This window comes from Pleionea sediminis (assembly GCF_007570825.1).
GTDB classification, from domain to species: Bacteria; Pseudomonadota; Gammaproteobacteria; order Enterobacterales; family Kangiellaceae; genus Pleionea; species Pleionea sediminis.
Genome location: NZ_SUNB01000007.1, coordinates 34,744 through 55,145, shown reverse-complemented (window position 1 = coordinate 55,145; position 20,402 = coordinate 34,744). Strand labels below are relative to the sequence as shown.

The window sequence follows — 20,402 nt, the reverse complement described above, 5'->3', positions numbered from 1 at the left end:
TAATATGAATCCCGCCCTACTTGAAAATGCATCGATTGATTGGCGTGATGGTGTCCCCTTTTCCACAGTCTTTAATGATATTTATTTTTCCCGGCAAGATGGATTACAGGAAACGCTATACACCTTCATCGAGGGAAATCATTTACATAAACGTTGGTCATCAGGAAAAAAATCTAAATTTATTATTACTGAGCTTGGATTTGGCACAGGGTTAAACTTTCTTTCGACATTGAAATTTTGGCACACTCAAAATACCAGCCACTCACATCTTGATTATTTTTCTGTCGAAAAATTTCCACTGACACTTACCGACCTGAAACAAGCAATCGATTATTGGCCTGATCTCAATCCATACGCCAAACCTCTTGTGAAACACTATCCGTTACCTTTCAAAGGTATTTGGAAAATCGAGTACCCTCAGTATAATGCAACATTGAATTTATTATGGATGGATGTTGTTGATGCCTTCGAACACTGGCGGACAAACAATCATCAGTCAGATGCTTGGTATCTAGATGGATTTGCTCCTGCTAAAAATCAAGATTTGTGGGAAAGACAGTTATTTAAGGAAGTCGCACAATGTTCTGCAAACAACTCTACATTCGCAACCTTTACTGCTGCTGGATTTGTAAGACGAGGACTGGTAGAAGCGGGATTTAATGTTACGAAGCGAAAAGGTTTTGGTCACAAACGAGAAATGCTTATTGGCACTCTAGATAAAATAAACCATTTATCAGAGCAACCGGCATCAAAACATGAAAGCAAGCCAAAAATTAAACCGTCAGCCCCTTGGTTTCAATACCAGAAACGACAGGTCCCAAAAAATATCGCCATAATTGGTGGCGGAATTGCTGGTTGTACAACCGCAAGAAAGCTGGCCGACGCAGGCTTTAGTGTTCATTTATTTGAAAAAGATAACGCTGTTGCGCTTGGTGCCTCAGGAAACAGTGCTGGCATTTATTATCCTTTTTTATCGAAAGACATTAACTTAACCACTCAATTTTTTCTACAAGCTTATCATCAATTGCTACATGATTTCGATTACTATCAGTTGAATGAATATGTTAGAAAAACAGGAGTTATTCGACTTCAACCGACAAAGGATGATGTCACTGGTTTATTAAAAGACTTTAAAAGAAACCCAGAAACTCAGCGTTGGTTCACCCATGTATCTCCGCCTCAAACACATCAGGCATTCGAAGCCTTAAAAGATAAAGAAGGTTTATATTTTCCCTGTTCTGGCTTTGTCTTTCCCCAGAAAATCTGCGAAAAACTCATTAAGCACAAGAACATTAAAGTCTCATGCAATGCCGATATAAAAAGTTTGACGCTTCTTGAGTCAGGATGGCAACTACTTTGTGATGCAACAACATTTATTTTCGACTCAGTGATTGTCTGCAATAGCTTCTCAGCGAACCATTTACTACCCCAAAACTTTTTGCCCGCAATCACCGTTCGCGGCCAAACGTGCAAACTTAATAGAAACTCTTTACCTTTTAACTTACCTGAAAAAGTGATTTGCGATGATATTTATTTAATTCCTCAAGACGAATCATCACTGTACGTCGGTGCAACTTTCGAACACAACAATCACGAAGAACAATTATTAACAAATTCTCAAGATTTACTATTAGAACAGTTGGAAAAATTGACTGACAGTCAAATAAATGGACAAACACTGTCTGGAAAAGTTGGATTTCGCTATTGTTCAGTTGATCGCTTACCTTTCGTTGGTCCTCTTATTCAACTGCAATCGGCTAAAAGCGAATATAACGACTTATGGAAGGGAAAAAGAGCATCAAATTACTCAACCGCTGAACACTGGCCTGGCTTATATGTAAATCTGGCTCACGGTGCTAGAGGAATTACCAGCAGTTTCCTTTGCGCAGAAATAATTAAGGGCTACATAAGTAACCGTTCTATGCCAACAACCGAGCGATTACGTGAGTTGGTTCATCCTTCACGGTTTCTGATAAAAGAATTACGAAAGCCAGAGTCAAAACGACTGCCTGGAATTGCCAAGTTGTTTCAAGAGATACAAAATTAATCGGATAATTCTGTCAGCTCGATTAACTCAGGAACACTGTTAGTTTGCGTTTCATTCGTAAGTGCCGGAATTTGTAGAGAACCTTTTTCAATATCGTCGAGGGAGTTTTGCATCACTCTCATCGCTTCAGCTTTCCAGTCTTTCTCATAAAATTCATGCTTTAATTCCTCTAACGCAATGGCAGCTTGAACAGGAATTTGGTATGTGCCATTAATCACCAAAACATGTTCTTCACTGTTCGCATTGACCGACATGATTGCTCCTAGCACCACCAGCATACTTGCTTTTAATAACTTTAAATTTTTCATCACTATTTCCTCAGTAACAACTAAAAAGAGTTCGCGGGTAACGTCTCTTCACTGTAGAAACAGGATGGCACAAGTAAATATGACAAACTGTCAGCGAATGCAATAATCCGTGTCAAAAAGACTGTTTTGAAATGATTTGCAATAGATATTGCAAAAGAGAGGAAAACTTAATACGCAAAAAACAAAAAAGGCAGCTGAAAGCTGCCTTTTTCGCGAGATTTAACTCATTTCCTGAATATTCCGTTACCAGTTCCGTCTAGTTCCTGAAGCTTTCCCTAAATTCCAATTCATCAAGCGCTGTTTGTCCTGCCCTTGTTTCCCTTGTTTGCAAATACCTCATTTGCATCCCTGTAGACTGTGTCGCTTGCGCGTGCTTCATGCTTTTCCATTTCCCTGTCCACAATTGAAATGTTACCGTTTTGATGATTTTTAACAATCCCGGAAATTAAAAAAATCGTAAACTCAATCCTAGGAGACAACTTATACAATGCAGCTTTATTCTTTATATTCAATATGTTACAAAACAGCGTGTCGGTTTTTGTCCCTTTCACTCAAGCATTATCACTAGGATATCTCACAACTCTGTGAGATATCTCTTACAAGAACAAGGGCGAATATCCTAACAAAGTAAACTATTGAGATATTTAAGCACGCAAAAATACCGAAAACATTGCTCATAAAGGCATCTTTTAATGACCAAACCACGAGTATTACTCTTATCTTCCTACGATACACCTAGCCACCGGTATTGGTGTAAGTTGCTACAATCAGAACTTGATGACTATGAATGGACCTATTTAACTTTGCCGGCACGACATTTTGCCTGGCGAGTACGAGGCAATAGCCTCACGTGGGGATTGGGGAACTATTCAGAATTAAACACCACCTACTCCTTGATAATAGCCACATCGATGGTAGATATAAGCGCGCTAAAGGGATTTCGTCCAAATTTGGCTGCAACACCAACCATTGTTTACTTCCATGAAAATCAATTTGCCTATCCACTTTCACAAAAACAACAACAAGATGTGCATCTGGAACTTCTCGCAATTTACAATGCAGCCTGCGCAACTCAAGTCGTTTTTAACTCCAACTACAACAAATCAACATTTATGGCTGGTGCTGAAAAACTATTAAAAAAATTACCCGACGGTATCCCCGAAAGTCTGCTCGAATCTATCAATCATAAAACGGCCGTACTGCCAGTTCCCATCAACCGAGAGGTCATAACCCCACGGAAATTAGAAGCCCATAAACCCCTTAAAATTTTGTGGAACCATCGATGGGAATACGATAAAAATCCGGAAGATTTTTTTCAGGCGTTAATTGAACTCCAACAGCGAAACATTCCTTTTGAAGTCAATATTGTTGGGCAAACATTTCGCAAAATACCACCAATTTTTGATGAAGCAAAAACTAAACTCATTGCCCACATAAAACGTTGGGGATTTCAATCACGGGAAAATTATGAACTGTGTTTAAGGGAATCCGATATTGTTGTTTCAAGTGCGTACCACGACTTTCAAGGGCTTGCCCTACAGGAGGCGATGGCCGAGGGTTGTATTCCCCTCTGCCCAGAACGGGTGGCTTATCCAGAATATGTTCCAACTCAATGTTTATACTCCAACACAGGCAAGGATTCGTCACTACTTGTTCAAAAACTAGTCGACATTTATGAAAATGGCCTTCAGGAAAGTAACGACACTTTAAAACCTTATTTATGGAGTGCTCTCAAATCAAAATACAACGAACTTATTCAGAAAACAATTCTGTAAATCATGGTTACTTTATTCTCTCAACCAATCAACAAAATAATGTTAGGATACCTGACAACAATAAAATAGGTTGAAATATATGTATCGCGCGCACATTTTATTTTTAGCTTTTTGCTCTGGCTTTTCCATAATGACCGTCGAACTTTTAGGAGGCAGAATAATGGCTCCTTTCTTTGGTGGTAGTATTTATGTTTGGGGCAGTATTATCACTATTTTTATGTTAGCGCTTTCTATTGGCTACTTACTCGGCGGACGATGGTCAATTCGTTCTCCCAATAATTTAAAATACGGCTCCTTATTTTTAGGCTCAGCATTACTCTTGTTACCCATGATATTTTTTGGCGAAGCCATCATGGAGTGGATTTTTGAACACTTTTCCGATCCCAGATATGGCTCATTACTTGGTGCCAGCGGATTATTTTTCTTACCAACCGTCGTTATGGGTATGATTGCTCCATATTCCGTTCGATTATTGGTCATCAATGCTGAAAGCAGTGGCCAAACGGCTGGATTTTTATATTTCGTTTCAACCATCGGTAGCGCATTAGGTACTATTATGACCTCGTTTTATCTCGTACTTTGGTTCGAAATAAACACCATACTTTGGTTTATCTTTGCTACCTATCTGTGCTGCGGATTATCGGCAATTGCAAGACATTACCTTGCAGGCAATCGCCTTATACTGGAAGGCAACCATGCATAAACCTGTTCTATTTTGCGTGTCAGTATTACTCGTGACAGTCAGTTTACTCGCATACGCTGATGCGAAGACTGTTCATACCGAAAAGTCATTGTACCGAAATATTAGTGTCGTCAAAGAAGGTGATCTCACTTGTTTAGTTTTCGAAACACGAAAAGAAAATCCACCGTATCAAACTTGCAAAGATGAAAATGATCCCAAAAGATTTGTTTTTTCTTACACCAAACTTATTTTGACAGGATTACTGTACAACGCCAATCCAGAAAAAATACTGGTTATCGGACTCGGCGGTGGCACCCTTCCAATGGCACTTTCTGAAATGCTACCGAACGCCGAAATCACTTCGGTAGAAATCGATCCTGCCGTAATCAAGTTAGCAAAACAATATTTTGAGTATCAGGAAAGTCCGAGAATTAAAACCGTTGAAAGAGATGGCCGTCTATTTATAAAACGTGCCGCCTTAAAAAAGGAATCCTTCGACTGGATAATTTTGGACGCATTTAATGGCGATTACATTCCAGAACATTTGATGACTCAAGAGTTTCTACAAGAGGTTAAATCTGTTCTGTCGGAAACTGGAATAATTACGGCAAATACATTCAGTCAGAGTAAGCTCTATGCCTATGAGTCGGCTACTTATCATTCAGTATACGGCGATTTTTACAATGTTAAACGGAAAAATACAGGAAACCGAATCGTTCTCGCGCCGGCTCAACAACCGCTTATTAAACTAAGCAAGTTAGAATTAAACGCTACACGATGGGAATCAACTTTTGAGCAATATGGAGTCGACGTTGACTGGCTGCTCGATCACATCCAGACCAAAAAAGATTGGGATCAAACCAGCGATCTTTTAACCGATCAATACGCACCCGCTAACCTTTTAAAGTTCGATAAAGAGTAGAACTTAATGTTGTCACTTTCAGTCCGCCCCACAATACATAGGGCTTACACAATTCATACACATTGTTAGAAAAAATACACTATTACAAAAAAGCCGCTTCGTAAGCGGCTTTTTCATTTACTCAAATAACAAAATTATTTTCGTAATGCTTGATCGATATCTTTCATCAAATCTTCAGGATCTTCAATTCCAACCGAAAGACGCACAAGACCATCGATTATGCCCAATGCCTTTCGAATATCTTTTGGAACTGAAGCATGCGTCATGATCGCAGGATGATTAACAAGACTTTCCACGCCGCCCAAGCTCTCAGCCAACGTAAAGACATTGAGGTTTTCCATAAAGCTTTTCGCTTTCGCCAGTCCACCGCGCACTACAATCGAAATCATTCCTCCAAATCCACTCATCTGCTCCGCTGCCAATGCGTGTTGAGGGTGAGAGTCGAGTCCAGGATAATAAACTTTCTCAACTTCAGGGTGAGCTTCTAACCAGTTTGCTATGCGCAATCCAGATTCGTTGTGACGTTGCATTCTTAATGACAGTGTTTTTACACCACGCAACGCCAAATAACTGTCAAATGGCCCGGCTACTGCACCAGCAGAATTTTGTAAAAACGCCAGACGTTCACGCAAATCATCATTATCACCAACGACAGCAATTCCGCCAACCATATCCGAGTGTCCATTAATGTACTTGGTCGCAGAGTGCATAACGATATCAAACCCTAATGCCAATGGACGCTGATTGTATGGCGTCGCAAATGTGTTATCTGCAACAGCAATCAAATCGTGTTTTTTTGCAAATTCTGCAATTTTTTTAAGATCGACCACTTTCAACATTGGATTCGTCGGTGATTCAATCCAAATCATTTTAGTATTAGGCCGTAATGCTTTTTCCAAATGACTTAAGTCGCTTAAGTCTTCAAACGAGAATTCTATGTTTGCGGAGCGCTTTCTTACTTTATCAAATAAACGAAAAGTGCCGCCGTACAGATCATCCATTGCAATAACATGATCTCCCGCATCAAGTAATTCTAAAATAGTTGCTGTTGCAGCCATTCCAGAAGCAAAGGCATATCCCTGTTTACCACCTTCTAAATCGGCAACACAACGTTCGTAAGCAAAACGAGTTGGGTTTTGACTGCGTGAATACTCAAAACCTGTATGTTCACCCGGACTTTTTTGCACGTAGGTTGATGTTTGGTAAATTGGAGGCATAACAGCCCCCGTTGTTGGATCAGGTGCCTGACCGGCATGAATGACCCGAGTATCAAATTTTAAATCTTTGGTATCTTGCATTGCATTCACTCTATAACGTGAGTTAAAAGTTAATTACAGATATTGGTTCTCTTTCATCCAATCATCATTGTACATTTTCGATAAATAGCGATTTCCTGTATCACAGGCGAGAGTCACTACTGTTTTTGGAGTCTTCTGATCACGACAATATTTTAATGCACCCGCAATAAGCGTTCCGCTTGATGAACCCGCCATAATGCCTTCCTTCATCAACACATCACGTGCTACGTTTAAAGCTTCTTTATCGGAAACTGTGTAAGCCGCATCTACTAAACTCATATCACAGATATCAGGAATAAAGTCTTCACCAATACCTTCTACGATCCAGCTGCCTGGCTCGATCATTTCACCTGTCTCATGATAATGCGTTAAGATCGAACCTTCAGGATCCGCTAAAACCATTTCAAAATTTGGATTTTTCTCTTTCAGGAATCGCCCAACGCCAGTCAAGGTACCACCGGAGCCGACGCCACAAACAAACGCATCAACTTTACCGTCCAGGTCTCGCCAAATTTCGGGCGCCGTTGTTTCGTAATGCGCTTTCCAGTTCGCTTCGTTAGAAAACTGATTAATAAAAAATGCGTTTTCTTCTTCAGCAATACGAGCGGCGACATCTTGATAATATTCTGGGTGCCCTTTATTAACATCAGAACGTGTACGTATGACATCCGCGCCCATTGCACGAACATTGTATTCTTTTTCCATGCTCATTTTATCAGGCATTACGATAATCAAACGATAGCCTTTCTGAGCTGCAACTAAAGCCAAACCCAAACCAGTGTTTCCTGCTGTCGCTTCAATTAAAGTATCTCCAGGACGAATTTTTCCTTCTTTCTCTGCTGCTTCAATCATACTTAAAGCAATTCTGTCTTTAATGGAATTACCTGGATTCATTAGTTCTAACTTTAAATACAAATCACAACAGCCGGTGTCAATGTGATTCACTTTAACTAGTGGCGTATTACCAATCATTTCTAAGGTGTTTTGGAAAACTTTCATATCTCAATTTTCAACCGAGTTTTAAATTTCGCGTGCAATTTAACATATTGACGAACAGAACTCATGCTTCTTATCGTGCATAAAGTCAAATTGCGTTACACTAGAACTTTTCGTGATTCGGGACTGTCGTTATGAGAAACTTACTTCTACTAAGCAGCTCAAAAGAGGGAAATTCGCAATACTTGGTTCATGCTCTCCCACTAATTGACCAGTTTTTAATCAAGACGGACCCAGAAGCAACGAAAAATGCCCTTTTTATTCCGTTTGCGGGCGTCAGTGTTTCTTTTGACCAATACCTTAAAAGAGTCCAAGGCGCGCTGGAGTCAACAGAACTACGTATCAGCTCTATTCATCAGGCCGAAAACCCAGAACATGCGATTAAAACAGCATCGTGCATCATTGTTGGCGGAGGCAATACCTTCCACCTATTACATCAGTTGTACCAGTTTGATTTAATTGGTTTAATTCGCGATAAAGTGATGTCAGGTACACCTTATATTGGGTGGAGTGCAGGCTCCAACATTGCAGCCCCCAGTATTCGCACAACCAATGATATGCCCATCGTTCAGCCACCTTCTTTCAATGCATTACGTTTGGTGCCATTTCAAATTAATCCTCATTACATCGATCAACATCCACCCGGCTTTCACGGCGAAACTCGAGAAGAGCGATTAGTTGAGTATATGACTGTTAATCCCAATTCGACTGTCATTGGTTTACCCGAGGGAACCGGTATTGAAGTAAATCAGGAGCGGCTTCACTTGGTTGGCGGTAAGTCAGCCTATCGATTTAAAGCAGGTAAAAAAGAAACGATCTCAGCAGACGATCATCTCAACTACCTGCTGTCAGAATCTTAAGACTGATGGTTTAATCCGAGAGCGGCCATTACCACTCTCGTTAACTTCTTCTTTTCTTCATTACCTTACCTTTGACTAAAATGAAGCCATAATATCGCTTCAAATTATGCTATCAATCGGTGCTAAAATATCGAGAATCTGGTATTCTTCGCGCCAGTTATTCCAGTGGTAAGCTTCATGAGTTCAAATCAAAAAGACACGATATACCGAGGTCAACAACCGGCCAACCCATTTAAATTTGATGAAAAAGTCGCAGCCGTTTTCCCTGACATGATCCAACGTTCAGTGCCAGGCTATGACAATATCATTCACGGTATCCAACAACTGGCTAAAAAATTCGTAGCAGCAAATACCCATTGCTATGATTTGGGATGCAGCCTGGGCGCTGCAAGCCTGGCGATGAGCCAAGGCATCGAAAAAGAGAACTGTCAGGTCATTGCCATCGACAATTCTGAAGCTATGATAAAGCGCTGTGAGTTATTTGTTGAGTCTTATCACCACGAAACGCCTATTACTGTCGCGTGCGCCGACATTAGTGACCAAAAGATCGAAAATGCCTCGATGGTTGTTCTTAACTTCACACTTCAATTTATTGAACTGGAAAAACGCCAAGTAATTATCGATCGTATTTATCAAGGATTGAATCCTGGAGGTGTTTTAGTATTATCGGAAAAAATATTATCACCCGATAATCTCTTTAATCAGCTGCTCATCGACCTCCATCATGACTTTAAGCGCGCTAATGGATACAGTGAACTGGAAATCAGTCAAAAACGTAATGCACTTGAAAATGTGCTGGTACCCGAGACCATTGACGATCACATAAAACGGTTAAAACAATCGGGATTTAAAAGTGCCGATATCTGGCAACAACAATTTAACTTTTGCTCCTTCATCGCCATAAAATGATTGCTCTCGACGATTTATTTAACGACCTTAAAACAACTCGTTTGCACTTTTGGAGCAACGAATTAAGAGAAGGTTTGAACCGACGATTTCTAGACTACACTCATGGCGAACTCAATGAGTGGGTTGAACTCCTCAAAACATTGCCTGAACTGTCCCCTTCTTCAATCGATTTTGTAAACCAGGTTCGTATTGGCGAAGAGAAAGACTGTAGTGACGAAGTTCGGCAAATGCTTCGCGATAAATTAATGCCCTTACACCCTTGGCGCAAAGGCCCGTTTGAGCTCTTCGGATTACACATTGATACCGAATGGCGCTCCGACTGGAAATGGGATCGACTAAAAGATCACATTGAACCGCTGGAAAACCGAATCGTTCTCGACGTCGGATGCGGTAACGGCTACCACTGTTGGCGAATGCATGGCGCTGGTGCCAAATTAGTGATTGGCATTGATCCATCGCAAAAGTTTCTTATGCAATTCCAGGTAATGAAACATTATGCCGGTCAACTTCCCATTCATCTTTTGCCCGTTGGGATTGAATATATGCCCGACGATATGGGCAAACAAGGTTTTGATACTGTTTTCTCAATGGGTGTTCTTTACCACAGGCGTTCACCGATGGAGCATATCCAACATTTAAAAAGGTTGATTCGACCGGGCGGACAATTGGTCTTGGAAACTCTTGTTGTTGAAGGCGATGAGCAAACTGTTTTTCTACCGGCTGGACGTTATGCTCAAATGCGAAATGTCTGGTTTCTTCCTTCTGCGAAAGCACTAGAACATTGGTTAACCCGCTGTGGCTTCAGAAACGCAAGAACCGTTAATGTTGATCAAACCCAATTATCTGAGCAGCGGGCAACCGACTGGATGACCTTTCACTCTCTTGAAGATTATCTGGATCCAAATGATCATAATTTTACCATTGAAGGGCATCCCGCCCCCAAGCGCGCTTTGGTAATTGCAGAAACCTAAAAACTCCAAAGCATGCCAACCATTCCCGAGCATTGGATCAACTATATCGATGATGATCTTATCGTCATCGATAAACCAAGCGGGCTACCTTCCGTTCCCGGAAAGACTCCGGCCTACACTCAAAATCTGTATCATTGGTTAAACGACGAAATTCCTCCGGTTTACGTCGTTCATAGACTTGATATCAACACATCTGGGTTAATTGTTTTTGCACGAACCAAAGCTGCTCAACGTACATTAAGCATTGCTTTTCAAAAGAGAAAAACGAAAAAAATTTACCGAGCTTTACTCCACGGCTACCTAAAAAGTCACAGTGGAAAAATCGAACTGCCCATAGTAACCGACTGGGAAAACCGACCGCGACAAAAACTGTGTTTTATTTCGGGAAAAGCATCGATGACAGAGTTCAAACGATTATCTTACGTTAACGACAATACCCTTGTTGAATTTCGGCCAATAACCGGCCGCTCGCATCAATTAAGAATTCATGCTCAATTAATCGGGCATCCCATTGTCGGTTGCCGACTTTATGGATTTGGTACACAGAATGAACAGCAGCGCTTAATGCTTCATGCTCAACAATTGACAGTACCTCATCCGTCAACAAATTCATTGATCACTTTCTTATCGTTAGAAAAGTTTTTAGAATAAAGGAACCATTCACTCACCAAAGATAAATCTTGTGGCGCATTGGTCAGACATATTTATTGAGCCCGCAGAACTCAACAACTTATTAGAAAAAAAACACTTGCCGTTAAAAATATTTGACTGCCGTTTCGAACTGGCGATTGGCGACAAGCCTGCAAAAGGTGTAGAGTTTTTTAACGAAGGACATATTCCGGATGCGCAATATCTCGATCTCGAAAAAGATCTTTCAGCGCTAACGACTCCAACTTCTAGTCGACATCCAATGGTCACGCAACAACAATTCAACCAAATATGTGAACACTTTAATTTAACGCAAGAAACACCCATCGTCTTTTACGATCAAGGCAAGCTCGCATTTGCTGCTCGAGCCTGGTTTGTTTTTCAGCTTTTTGGCTTTAACAAAGTTCGTATCCTGTCGGGCGGTTGGCGATCATGGAAAAAACTTCACAGCGAAGTAAATAGAGCGCATCATAAAAAAGACCACTTCAATTTCACTTCGGTGAAGTTGCCCATTAGCGTTTGCCATTTAGATGACGCCCTAAACTCCAGTGCACTTATTGATGCGCGAGAGGCTATTCGCTTCCGTGGTGAGCATGAACCAATTGATCCCATCGCAGGCCACATTCCAGGCGCAGAAAATCTTCCGTGGCTTGAAAACTTCGATTCAAATGAAAATTTTCACTCTATTGCCTGGCACAAAAATCGCTGGCAATCTCGAAAAAATTTAACACCAGTTCATTACTGTGGCTCGGGGGTCACGGCAATAGTCAACCTGATTTCTGGATTATTAGGCACGCCGCAAAAACAGATATTATATTCCGGTGGGTGGAGTGAATATATTTATAGCGAAAATTTCTTAAAATATTCTAAAAATAGATAAGTTACCGATTTTATTCATAATTCTGATTTCTAGTAGTGAGATATTGCTGGAGTGTCAAATTTTTTACCTATGTCTCACAGTTGAGATTTTGTGAACTAAGTCATTATTGCCGCTTGATTTTTATGACTCATAATTCATAATTATTAGCATCCGGTTAGTTCTGACTCACCGATTCATAACGCATACCAAGTCGATAAACCATCGCAATGGCCTTTTGGAAGTAGAAGTGATATATGCATTTAAAGACCCAGCAAGTTTCAGTCGGTAACTTAGAAATCGGCATGTATGTGTCACGTTTAGACGTGCCTTGGGTCAAAACACCTTTCCCCATTCAAGGCTTTTACATCACTAAACAAGATGAAATTGATCTTCTCGATCAATATTGTAATCACGTTTATATCGATACCATTCTTAGTAAAGTCGACTCTTCTGCTTTAAAAAGCGTTAAGAGTCAACCGGGTCAGGATAAAATCGATCCAAAAACTCAGCGCTTGATGAATGAAAAAGCGCGGATGAAAAGTCGTGTTGAAAATTACAAAGTAACAACATCTATTAAGAAAGAGTTGAAGACCGCCGAGAAAGTTTTCAACAACGTCACGTCAACCATTTCACAAGCCATGTCGCAAATAGAAAATGGCGAGCCAATTCAAATCAACCAGATCGAAAAAAGCATTCGTAAAATGGTTGATAGCGTCATTCGTAATCCCGACGCACTCGTCTGGATGTGCCGAATTCGACAAGAAAATGCTCACTTATTCGAAAGTTCTATCAGGGCTTCTGTTTGGGGACTCGTTTTTGCTCGTCATTTAGGTTTATCTCGCAAAGATTTAAATGATGTCGGTGCGGCATTGATCTTATCGGCAATTGGTAAATCAAAACTACCTCGCGAATTGCACATCGGTGAGTTGGAAGAAAGAGAGCAAGAAGAGTACAAACAACACATTGAAAAAACTCTTGAAGAATTAGAGTACATGGGTGCTGTTAATGGTCAAATTAAATTTATTATCAGTAACTTTTGCGAACGCAATAACGGCTCCGGTTATCCTCGTGGACTCATTGGCAATCGAATTCCATTCTTAGCACGTGTTGCTGGCTTAGCCGATTATTACGAACAAATGATAAATCCTCGTCCAGGCATTGAACCCATGACACCTGTTGAAGCCGTGGCAGATCTCTATCACAACCGTGGCATTCTCTTTCAAAAAGAAATGATAGAGGCATTCATTCAAGCCATTGGCATTTACCCAACGGGTAGTCTCGTCGAGCTTTCCGATCATTCAATTGGTATCGTTTTAGAACAAAAAGAAAAGTCAAGATTACGCCCTAAAGTTGCCTTAGTGAGAAATACCTATGGCATCGATTTGGAGCAATCTAAAATCATTGATTTGTCAGAAACACCGAACGATGAAAATGGTGCACCACTTGAGGTGCTTCAAAGTTTGCCTTCTTCTGCGATTGAAATTGATACCGATGTTTTAACCGATAAACTTTTCGGTTTTAAATGGTTTGGTTTGGCTTCATAATTCGACATCATAACTAAGACACTATTCCTAAGCTATTTTCATATCAAAAAAGTAAACTCAAAACTAATTGAATGACTCTTTACCTCTATCGTTCATTTTTCAACGACCAGCTTAAATAGATCATGACCGCTTTCTGCGTATTTTTTTTCAAATAACGTTAAGTAGTTTTCTGGTTGGAAAGCGACGGGCTCACTATCCCTCTTAGTTAGGATCTTCCACGCATAACTGAACTCTTCCAAATAAATTCGCCAGTTAGATCGTAACTCAACTTTATGACTTAGTTGCGGTAGCACTGGAAAAACAGGATGACCGTGCCAACGTCTTTGCAAGTGCTTTTTTTTGGGCCAAGGATTCGGATAAAGAATGAAGTGCTGTTCGAAAAATAAATTAACTTGCAAACACAAGCGCCAGAAGTCCTCACAATTGGCTCGAACAAATAATACATTATCCAGCGGATTATCCACCTTGCTCAAACGAACTTCAGACTGGTCAATACCGATCACCCAATGCTCTGGAAATTTCTCCGCCAGCTGAAGCGTACTCATGCCTGTTCCGCAACAAGAATCTAAGATCATCGGACGCTCACCAACTTGTATAACCTTTAAAAACTTATCAAATCCCTGTTGGTTGTGTGCTTGAATTGGCTTTTTGTAATCAGAATCTCTATGAGAAATAACCACTTGTTCTAAATTTTCGTTTAATCCAACTTGATTGCTCTCAATTTTTTTTGAGTTACTTTCTGTCATTGCTCCAACTTGTATATTTGCTCGTAAGTATTGCCAGGTTTAACTCTCAACGAGGCAATATTATGATTAAGATGTTTCAAAAAATAAGTACAAGCATCATTGTGATGTCTTCGCTAATCTTTTTATCGGGGTGCGACATCATTGATGACGATGATGATAACACCAATAACGATGTCGGTACCGCTAAAGTTCAAGTGATTCATGCATCTCCCGATGCGCCAGCAGTCAATGTTTGGGCTGACGGAAATTCATTGTTGGAAAACTTTGATTATGCAGAAGCGAGTCCTCGACTCGAGGTCAATGAAGGTGAACTGACAGTCGAAATTCAAGGGATTTTTCCAGATGGCACAACTCCCACGGTTATTGGCCCTGCGACATTAGACTTAACCGCCGATATGCTCTACACGGCAATTGCTGTTGGAGAAGTTGCGGAAATTGACGCTCTCATTGTTGCGCGTGAAGATTCCGACATCAATGCAGGCGAGCTTCGAGCACAGGTGGTTCACGCAGCTCCTAACGCGCCAATGGTAGATGTTTATGTCACTGAGCCTGGTGCAGATCTAACCACCACAGCAGCATTGGGAACCTTCTCTTTCGAAGGGTCGCTCGGACCCGTTGATGTTCCCGAAGATACCTATCAAATCCGCGTAACGCTTGCCGGAGACCCTGAAACTGTCGTATTCGATTCAGGCTCACTCGAACTGACTTCCGGACTTGATCTAACCATTGCGGCCATCGAAAACACGCTGACCGGAGAGAGTCCGATTAATTTGTTGGTTACAACAAATAGCAGTTCGTTTATCGTTCAAGACGTTGATGCAACCGCAGACCTTCGAGTAGTGCACGCATCTCCAGACGCACCGGCCGTCGATGTTTTGGTCAACGACGAGACGACTTTGGTGTCTAACCTTGATTACGCAGAAGCCACCGGCTTTGTTGGCGTGCCTGCAGATACCTACAATGTAAAAGTTGTTCCCACTGGTGAAGTTGCTCCGGTCGTTATCGATGCAGACCTTACCCTGGATCAAGGAACCAACTATACCGTTCTTGCCGTCGACTTGCTCGAAACGATCGAACCTTTAGTCATAACTGAAGACCGACGTTCCGTTGCAACTGAAGCGAAAGTACAAATCATTCATGCTTCTCCCGCGGCAGGCAATGTCGATATCTACGTCACAGCTCCGGGCGCAGGAATAGCAGATGTCGACCCGACATTCTCAGATGTTCCCTTTAAAGGCACTACGGAAGGTTTCGTCTCTTTGCCTGTCGACAGTTACGATATTACGGTTACTTTGGCTGGTACTAAGGATGCCGCGATTGGCCCTGCAGAACTGAGCTTTGAGGCGGGTGGTGTATATACCATTATCGCCCGCGATGCCCAGCGCTTGACTGCCGAAGACAGCGGCTTGCCACCTTCTGTCATATTGCTGGACTTTCCGCTTTAGTTTGACAAATAAATTGTTTCTTTTGCTCTGTTTGAGCACAACAAACGTAAGTTATAACAGAAACAATCTCGGAGCCCCATAACAGGGGCTCCTTATTACTAACCTAACGATTTACAACATGGCAAATTATGGCTAGTGTAGTCTCTATCAAAGAATTCAAAAAGAAGAGCTCAAAATTGAACTCGAATACAGCCAAAAGCGAGCGTTCTATCCAAAATCAGCACTGGATAGATTGCCTGGTAAACGTAGCAAAAACCCAAGACCAGAGCGCTTTTAAAGAACTGTTTGACCACTTTGCACCGAAAATCAAAATGTTTTTTATTAAACAAAATCTTTCACAGCAAGAAGCCGAAGAACTAATGCAAGAAACATTCATTAGCGTCTGGCGCTACGCTGATTATTTTGAAGCCAACAAAGGTCAAGTCTCAACATGGATCTACACGATTGCCAGAAATAAAAAGCTGGACTACTTTCGCAAATCCAGCCGCCAAGTCACAACAACCGAAATGGCCTCAGAAGAAATGGCCGTCGATTCAGGCACTCAGTTCGAGAGCCGAATGGGTGACGAAGTTTCAAGTTTTCTACCCGAACTACCCGAAGAGCAAGTGGAAGTGATTAAAAAAGTTTATTTTGAAGAATTGAGCCATCAAAAAGCAGCCGATGCACTCAATATTACACTAGGTACTGTGAAAGGCAGAATCCGCAGTGCCGTTAATAACCTAAACAAATTAATGCGAGGTGGCTTATGAGCTGTAATCACCACCCAGGTGCAGACATTCTACTGCAATACGCGTCAGGCAAATTGACGGGCTCATTGGGTTTAATGGTTTCATTACACGCGCAAGTTTGTGGTTCGTGTAAAGCGGCTATTGCCGAAATTGAATCGATTGGCGGACAAATGATTGAGGAACTTGATGGCGCAGCGGTCGCCAGTGGTTCTTTCGATACCATTTTGGCAAGAATTGCTCAGACTGATACTGAATCAATCCAACCAATGGAGCAGACTTTCGCTTACTCGAGCCTTGTAAAGAAAGTTTTACTGGGCGGAGAAGCTGGTGAACTCAACTGGCAATGGCGCACCAAGCGTTTCGCAGAGCTTCCATTACCCACTAACGATGACAATTTTGAAGCAAAACTAATTTACTTCAAGAAAGGTATGAAAGTTCCACGTCACACACATAAAGACAAAGAGTACACACTGGTATTGTCAGGTGCATTTTCTGACGAGTCAGGACTTTATAAACGTGGCGACTACATTTGCAAATCTAAGGTCGATGAGCACACACCCTATGCCGAAAGCGACTGTGTATGCTTAGCGATTACCACAGAACCACTGAAGTTTACTGGCACTATGGGTCCCGTACTCAACTGGTTCTTTAACTAATCCTCAAAGTGCGTTAGTTCTTCAAGCGGCACTTCAAACTGCCGCTTTTTTTTGCCTCTTAACTTTAAATTTGTTGAATTAAGCAACATGGACTCCGTCAGCAGTTCTGGTATCATACGCCCTTCACCGACTTCCGGTATTCAGTACCCCAAAAGCCATTGATTTTAATTACCTTAACTAATGAAGGGTTTACAACATGAGTCTCGCTGATAAAGTTTTAGCCGTGAACAATGATTTACCTATCCGAACCAACCAGCCAGTCCACAGCGGTAAAGTGCGGTCAGTTTACTGGTTAACCGAAGAAGACAGTAAACGTCTCATTAAAGAAAAGAATTATAACGTTGCTTCAGAAGCTCCTCTGGCTATTATGGTTATTAGCGATCGTATATCAGCTTTCGATTGTATCTGGCATGGCGAAGGAGGAATGAATGGCGTTCCTGGTAAAGGCGCGGCGCTAAATGCAATTTCCAACCATTGGTTTAAACTATTTAAAGAAAAAGGTTTGGCTGAAAGCCACATTCTTGACATCCCGCACCCATTTGTATGGATTGTCCAAAAAGCGAAACCGGTGATGATAGAAGCCATATGCCGTCAATACATTACAGGCTCTATGTGGCGCTCATATTCAAAAGGGGAAAGAGAGTTTTGTGGTATTCAGTTGCCTGATAATCTAGAAAAAGATCAAAAACTTCCTGAGTTATTAATGACGCCATCTACCAAAGGTGTTTTAAAAGGTATTCCTGGTGTTCCTGAGGCTGACGATGTCAATATCACACGCAAGAACATCATCGATAATTTTGAGGCTTTTAATTTCCGGTCGATAGAAGATGTCGACCTTTACGAAAAGTTATTGCAAGAAGGCTTCGACGTAATCAGTGATGCTTTGGCTAAGTTAGATCAGGTCTTCGTTGATACCAAATTCGAGTTTGGCTATGTTGAAGATGCTAATGGTAATGAAAAACTAATTTATATGGATGAAGTAGGCACACCAGACTCATCCAGAATTTGGGATGGACCTTCTTACCGTGAAGGAAAAGTGGTTGAAAACTCAAAAGAAGGTTTCAGACAGTTGCTACTAAACCATTTTCCAGATCCCGATATTTTATTGAATAAAGATAGAATGGAAGAGCGCCAAGCCCTTGCAAAAGATAATCCATTACCAGAAAGCGTACTGATGGAAGTTTCTAAAACCTACATTGACATTGCAGAAAAAATTACAGGGTCACGATTGCATCTATCGGATAACCCGAAAGCTGAAATTATCAATATATTGAAAAACGACTATCAGCTTATTGATTAATAAGTCGTAAAAAAGGCTTTAGATCGTCTAAAGCCTTTTTGTTTCATTTAACAACCCAATCGAACACGTTCAATTTCGTCACTCATACAAGTGCTCTTACATTTTTTGGATGTGGATAATCACCTCACCCACAGTTACGCCGAACTTGCTCACTTCAGCCCGATTAATCACATTTTTTTCGTCCACCAAATACATCCAGTCGTCAAAGTGGACTTCATAAACCTCATCATCAACTGGAAGGCTCATGGTATATTGCCAATTAAAAGCGAATCCATTAACTTCACCAAAAGCTTTACCAACAACATCTGGAGCCGTACCCGAATATTTATTACCACCTTCATGCGTTAAGGTCCATATTCTTTTTTGCTTCTCGCCATCAGCATAAAAAAAATCTTCATCAAGAATACCGGTCTTTCCGTCCCAGGTACCTATCATTTCAACATAAAAGCGGCGGACCACTTCGCCGTTAATGTCTTGGAACGTTCCCCATGCTTTAAGCTCACCATTAAAAAATCGTTCCAGCTTAAATTGCGGCGTCGTACCTTCATAATCTGATAATGACGTTGAACAAGATGTTAGCAACATCACTACTAGAACAGTTAAAAGAAACTTAATCATTTGCATAAAATAACTCAAGTTGATGAATTTAGAGGGAAAGTAAATCTTCTCTCAGATCCTGAGCGGAAGAGTCTTCCGCAAGCCAAATCGCCAAAAAGCAAGTAGAGAAATTAGGGTCCTTAATTGACCCAATAACACTGTCGTTATGATAGAAAGTGGAAGATCGCTCTTCATCGACAAATAGCTTGAGTCGATCGCCTTCTTTCAGATCTGGCCATATATCTAAAAGCTGTTCGGACCATAGTTTTTTACCTTGGCAAAAATTTGTTTTACCAATGGCAATCTCTTCCCACTCATCATTAGTTGTTTCAACCAAATCGCTACTATCGATATCCATATCATAAAGAATTTCTAATGCCAGTGGTGCAGATTTTTTAAAGTCACCATCAAAGTTCTCTCCTGCTAAAAGTTTTGCATCATAGACTTTAATACCAAACCAAGTGTATTTACCATTTCCAACTTCAGTCAATTGGTGAGTGTTGGCCCAACCTTGGCTCAGTGTAAATACGATTGACGCTACAATCAGTAGCTTATAAGACCTGACCATAATTATTCACCTCACCTCTGACTTCAAATACATACGGTTGACGGGTTTGCGGCTGTAAATCGTTGAAAAGATTACCATCAATATTGCCCAGCTAACAGAAAGAGCCAAGAAACCTTGCCAACCGTTCACCACCAATGCATCAAACTGAACACCTGCAAAATAGGCTAATGGTCCAAAAATAGCACCACCGAACAAAGCAAATATTCTATTTCGCATCATCCAACTCAAACTGACAGACAAAGTACTTGCGAATAATAACCACAGAGACATAAACCAAAAAGGCAGGCCCCATGAACTATCAAAGCTAATCAATCCGAGATAAGCCAATAATGAATCCGATGCAATACCAATCGAAGTCGCGATCAATGTGAATTTAATTCGCAATTTACTCCATGGCTCTGCGTAATAAAGCCAAAGCAAAATAATAAAGTTTGCTATTATCGCTCGATAATCATGCCAGTAAGCAGACATAAACCATCCTAGTTGAAACACCAGGAAGTTATTAACAATCTTTGATAGAGGCAATTCTTTAATCATGACTTG

21 protein-coding genes are annotated in these 20,402 nt (G+C 41.0%); 14 read left to right on the top strand and 7 right to left on the bottom strand.

What is annotated here, in order from left to right; all coding sequences use genetic code 11:
• Positions 1-4 precede the first annotated feature (4 nt).
• The gene (gene mnmC / locus FAX86_RS19250; RefSeq protein WP_144395124.1) at positions 5-2,047 is read left to right on the top strand and encodes a bifunctional tRNA (5-methylaminomethyl-2-thiouridine)(34)-methyltransferase MnmC2/FAD-dependent 5-carboxymethylaminomethyl-2-thiouridine(34) oxidoreductase MnmC1; all 2,043 of its coding nucleotides are present in this window, start codon (positions 5-7) and stop codon (positions 2,045-2,047) included.
• Here mnmC and FAX86_RS19245 read toward each other — a convergent pair.
• Positions 2,044-2,355, bottom strand: coding sequence for a hypothetical protein (locus FAX86_RS19245; RefSeq protein WP_144395123.1), 312 nt, complete (start codon positions 2,353-2,355; stop codon positions 2,044-2,046). The genes mnmC and FAX86_RS19245 overlap by 4 nt on opposite strands.
• A gap of 692 nt (positions 2,356-3,047) precedes the next feature.
• On the opposite strand from FAX86_RS19245, the gene FAX86_RS19240 reads away from it, so the two are divergent.
• From FAX86_RS19240 to FAX86_RS19230, 3 genes are all read left to right on the top strand, one after another.
• Positions 3,048-4,130, top strand: a complete 1,083-nt coding sequence (locus FAX86_RS19240; RefSeq protein ID WP_144395122.1) for a tRNA-queuosine alpha-mannosyltransferase domain-containing protein — start codon at positions 3,048-3,050, stop codon at positions 4,128-4,130.
• Positions 4,131-4,209: 79 nt separating this feature from the next.
• Positions 4,210-4,833 carry a fused MFS/spermidine synthase gene (locus FAX86_RS19235; protein ID WP_144395121.1) on the top strand — a complete coding sequence of 208 codons (624 nt, stop codon included), beginning with the start codon at positions 4,210-4,212 and terminating at the stop codon, positions 4,831-4,833.
• Complete coding sequence (locus FAX86_RS19230) at positions 4,826-5,734, top strand: spermidine synthase (RefSeq protein WP_144395120.1); 909 nt, start codon at positions 4,826-4,828, stop codon at positions 5,732-5,734. Before FAX86_RS19235 ends, FAX86_RS19230 begins: the two co-directional genes overlap by 8 nt.
• 134 nt (positions 5,735-5,868) lie before the next feature.
• On the opposite strand, the gene FAX86_RS19225 is transcribed toward FAX86_RS19230, so the two are convergent.
• Both FAX86_RS19225 and FAX86_RS19220 read right to left on the bottom strand, forming a co-directional pair.
• Positions 5,869-7,032 carry a cystathionine gamma-synthase gene (locus FAX86_RS19225; RefSeq protein ID WP_144395119.1) on the bottom strand — a complete coding sequence of 388 codons (1,164 nt, stop codon included), beginning with the start codon at positions 7,030-7,032 and terminating at the stop codon, positions 5,869-5,871.
• Positions 7,033-7,065: 33 nt separating this feature from the next.
• Positions 7,066-8,031, bottom strand: coding sequence for a cysteine synthase A (locus FAX86_RS19220; protein WP_144395118.1), 966 nt, complete (start codon positions 8,029-8,031; stop codon positions 7,066-7,068).
• Positions 8,032-8,162: 131 nt separating this feature from the next.
• Here FAX86_RS19220 and pepE point away from each other — a divergent pair, with 131 nt between their 5' ends.
• The 6 genes from pepE (at position 8,163) to FAX86_RS19190 (ending at position 13,819) form a co-directional block, all read left to right on the top strand.
• Positions 8,163-8,888 (top strand): dipeptidase PepE, encoded by a 726-nt coding sequence (pepE, locus tag FAX86_RS19215; protein ID WP_144395117.1) that lies wholly within the window; start codon positions 8,163-8,165, stop codon positions 8,886-8,888.
• 177 nt (positions 8,889-9,065) lie between these two features.
• Positions 9,066-9,797, top strand: coding sequence for a carboxy-S-adenosyl-L-methionine synthase CmoA (gene cmoA, locus FAX86_RS19210; protein ID WP_144395116.1), 732 nt, complete (start codon positions 9,066-9,068; stop codon positions 9,795-9,797).
• The gene (gene cmoB / locus FAX86_RS19205) at positions 9,794-10,768 is read left to right on the top strand and encodes a tRNA 5-methoxyuridine(34)/uridine 5-oxyacetic acid(34) synthase CmoB (RefSeq protein WP_144395115.1); all 975 of its coding nucleotides are present in this window, start codon (positions 9,794-9,796) and stop codon (positions 10,766-10,768) included. The genes cmoA and cmoB overlap by 4 nt, the downstream gene beginning before the upstream one ends.
• A 12-nt stretch (positions 10,769-10,780) precedes the next feature.
• Positions 10,781-11,419: an RluA family pseudouridine synthase gene (locus tag FAX86_RS19200; RefSeq protein ID WP_144395114.1), complete on the top strand. Its 639-nt coding sequence runs from the start codon at positions 10,781-10,783 to the stop codon at positions 11,417-11,419.
• Positions 11,420-11,450: 31 nt separating this feature from the next.
• Positions 11,451-12,296: a sulfurtransferase gene (locus FAX86_RS19195; protein ID WP_144395113.1), complete on the top strand. Its 846-nt coding sequence runs from the start codon at positions 11,451-11,453 to the stop codon at positions 12,294-12,296.
• Positions 12,297-12,529: 233 nt separating this feature from the next.
• The gene (locus FAX86_RS19190) at positions 12,530-13,819 is read left to right on the top strand and encodes a cyclic di-GMP phosphodiesterase (RefSeq protein ID WP_144395112.1); all 1,290 of its coding nucleotides are present in this window, start codon (positions 12,530-12,532) and stop codon (positions 13,817-13,819) included.
• Between the two features lie 92 nt (positions 13,820-13,911).
• Here the strand turns inward: FAX86_RS19190 and trmB are convergent, their stop codons facing one another.
• Entirely contained in the window at positions 13,912-14,565 is a 654-nt protein-coding gene (gene trmB, locus FAX86_RS19185) for a tRNA (guanine(46)-N(7))-methyltransferase TrmB (protein ID WP_144395111.1), read from the bottom strand.
• Between the two features lie 62 nt (positions 14,566-14,627).
• Between trmB and FAX86_RS19180 the strand changes: the two genes are divergently transcribed.
• The 4 genes from FAX86_RS19180 (at position 14,628) to FAX86_RS19165 (ending at position 18,694) form a co-directional block, all read left to right on the top strand.
• Entirely contained in the window at positions 14,628-16,010 is a 1,383-nt protein-coding gene (locus FAX86_RS19180; RefSeq protein WP_144395110.1) for a DUF4397 domain-containing protein, read from the top strand.
• A gap of 128 nt (positions 16,011-16,138) precedes the next feature.
• Positions 16,139-16,759 (top strand): sigma-70 family RNA polymerase sigma factor, encoded by a 621-nt coding sequence (locus FAX86_RS19175; protein WP_144395109.1) that lies wholly within the window; start codon positions 16,139-16,141, stop codon positions 16,757-16,759.
• Positions 16,756-17,394, top strand: coding sequence for a ChrR family anti-sigma-E factor (locus FAX86_RS19170; protein WP_144395108.1), 639 nt, complete (start codon positions 16,756-16,758; stop codon positions 17,392-17,394). Before FAX86_RS19175 ends, FAX86_RS19170 begins: the two co-directional genes overlap by 4 nt.
• Before the next feature lie 196 nt (positions 17,395-17,590).
• On the top strand, positions 17,591-18,694 hold the full coding sequence (locus FAX86_RS19165; protein ID WP_144395107.1) for a phosphoribosylaminoimidazolesuccinocarboxamide synthase: 1,104 nt from the start codon (positions 17,591-17,593) through the stop codon (positions 18,692-18,694).
• Positions 18,695-18,790: 96 nt separating this feature from the next.
• Here the strand turns inward: FAX86_RS19165 and FAX86_RS19160 are convergent, their stop codons facing one another.
• The 3 genes from FAX86_RS19160 to FAX86_RS19150 are packed head-to-tail and all read right to left on the bottom strand — an operon-like array spanning position 18,791 to position 20,396.
• Complete coding sequence (locus tag FAX86_RS19160) at positions 18,791-19,318, bottom strand: DUF3833 domain-containing protein (RefSeq protein ID WP_144395106.1); 528 nt, start codon at positions 19,316-19,318, stop codon at positions 18,791-18,793.
• Positions 19,319-19,340: 22 nt separating this feature from the next.
• Positions 19,341-19,859: a chalcone isomerase family protein gene (locus tag FAX86_RS19155; RefSeq protein WP_144395105.1), complete on the bottom strand. Its 519-nt coding sequence runs from the start codon at positions 19,857-19,859 to the stop codon at positions 19,341-19,343.
• Between the two features lie 6 nt (positions 19,860-19,865).
• Positions 19,866-20,396, bottom strand: coding sequence for a DUF2878 domain-containing protein (locus FAX86_RS19150; protein ID WP_144395104.1), 531 nt, complete (start codon positions 20,394-20,396; stop codon positions 19,866-19,868).
• Positions 20,397-20,402: the final 6 nt, after the last annotated feature.

Bases quoted from the DNA above. Each gene is read 5' to 3' on its own strand.
- FAX86_RS19190 (WP_144395112.1), top strand. From the start codon at position 12,530: ATGCATTTAAAGACCCAGCAAGTTTCAGTCGGTAACTTAGAAATCGGC.
- FAX86_RS19220 (WP_144395118.1), bottom strand. From the start codon at position 8,031: ATGAAAGTTTTCCAAAACACCTTAGAAATGATTGGTAATACGCCACTA.
- pepE (WP_144395117.1), top strand. From the start codon at position 8,163: ATGAGAAACTTACTTCTACTAAGCAGCTCAAAAGAGGGAAATTCGCAA.
- FAX86_RS19200 (WP_144395114.1), top strand. From the start codon at position 10,781: ATGCCAACCATTCCCGAGCATTGGATCAACTATATCGATGATGATCTT.
- trmB (WP_144395111.1), bottom strand. From the start codon at position 14,565: ATGACAGAAAGTAACTCAAAAAAAATTGAGAGCAATCAAGTTGGATTA.
- cmoA (WP_144395116.1), top strand. From the start codon at position 9,066: ATGAGTTCAAATCAAAAAGACACGATATACCGAGGTCAACAACCGGCC.
- FAX86_RS19165 (WP_144395107.1), top strand. From the start codon at position 17,591: ATGAGTCTCGCTGATAAAGTTTTAGCCGTGAACAATGATTTACCTATC.
- FAX86_RS19235 (WP_144395121.1), top strand. From the start codon at position 4,210: ATGTATCGCGCGCACATTTTATTTTTAGCTTTTTGCTCTGGCTTTTCC.
- FAX86_RS19170 (WP_144395108.1), top strand. From the start codon at position 16,756: ATGAGCTGTAATCACCACCCAGGTGCAGACATTCTACTGCAATACGCG.
- FAX86_RS19180 (WP_144395110.1), top strand. From the start codon at position 14,628: ATGATTAAGATGTTTCAAAAAATAAGTACAAGCATCATTGTGATGTCT.
- FAX86_RS19160 (WP_144395106.1), bottom strand. From the start codon at position 19,318: ATGCAAATGATTAAGTTTCTTTTAACTGTTCTAGTAGTGATGTTGCTA.
- FAX86_RS19240 (WP_144395122.1), top strand. From the start codon at position 3,048: ATGACCAAACCACGAGTATTACTCTTATCTTCCTACGATACACCTAGC.
- mnmC (WP_144395124.1), top strand. From the start codon at position 5: ATGAATCCCGCCCTACTTGAAAATGCATCGATTGATTGGCGTGATGGT.
- cmoB (WP_144395115.1), top strand. From the start codon at position 9,794: ATGATTGCTCTCGACGATTTATTTAACGACCTTAAAACAACTCGTTTG.
- FAX86_RS19245 (WP_144395123.1), bottom strand. From the start codon at position 2,355: ATGAAAAATTTAAAGTTATTAAAAGCAAGTATGCTGGTGGTGCTAGGA.
- FAX86_RS19230 (WP_144395120.1), top strand. From the start codon at position 4,826: ATGCATAAACCTGTTCTATTTTGCGTGTCAGTATTACTCGTGACAGTC.
- FAX86_RS19175 (WP_144395109.1), top strand. From the start codon at position 16,139: ATGGCTAGTGTAGTCTCTATCAAAGAATTCAAAAAGAAGAGCTCAAAA.
- FAX86_RS19155 (WP_144395105.1), bottom strand. From the start codon at position 19,859: ATGGTCAGGTCTTATAAGCTACTGATTGTAGCGTCAATCGTATTTACA.
- FAX86_RS19225 (WP_144395119.1), bottom strand. From the start codon at position 7,032: ATGCAAGATACCAAAGATTTAAAATTTGATACTCGGGTCATTCATGCC.
- FAX86_RS19150 (WP_144395104.1), bottom strand. From the start codon at position 20,396: ATGATTAAAGAATTGCCTCTATCAAAGATTGTTAATAACTTCCTGGTG.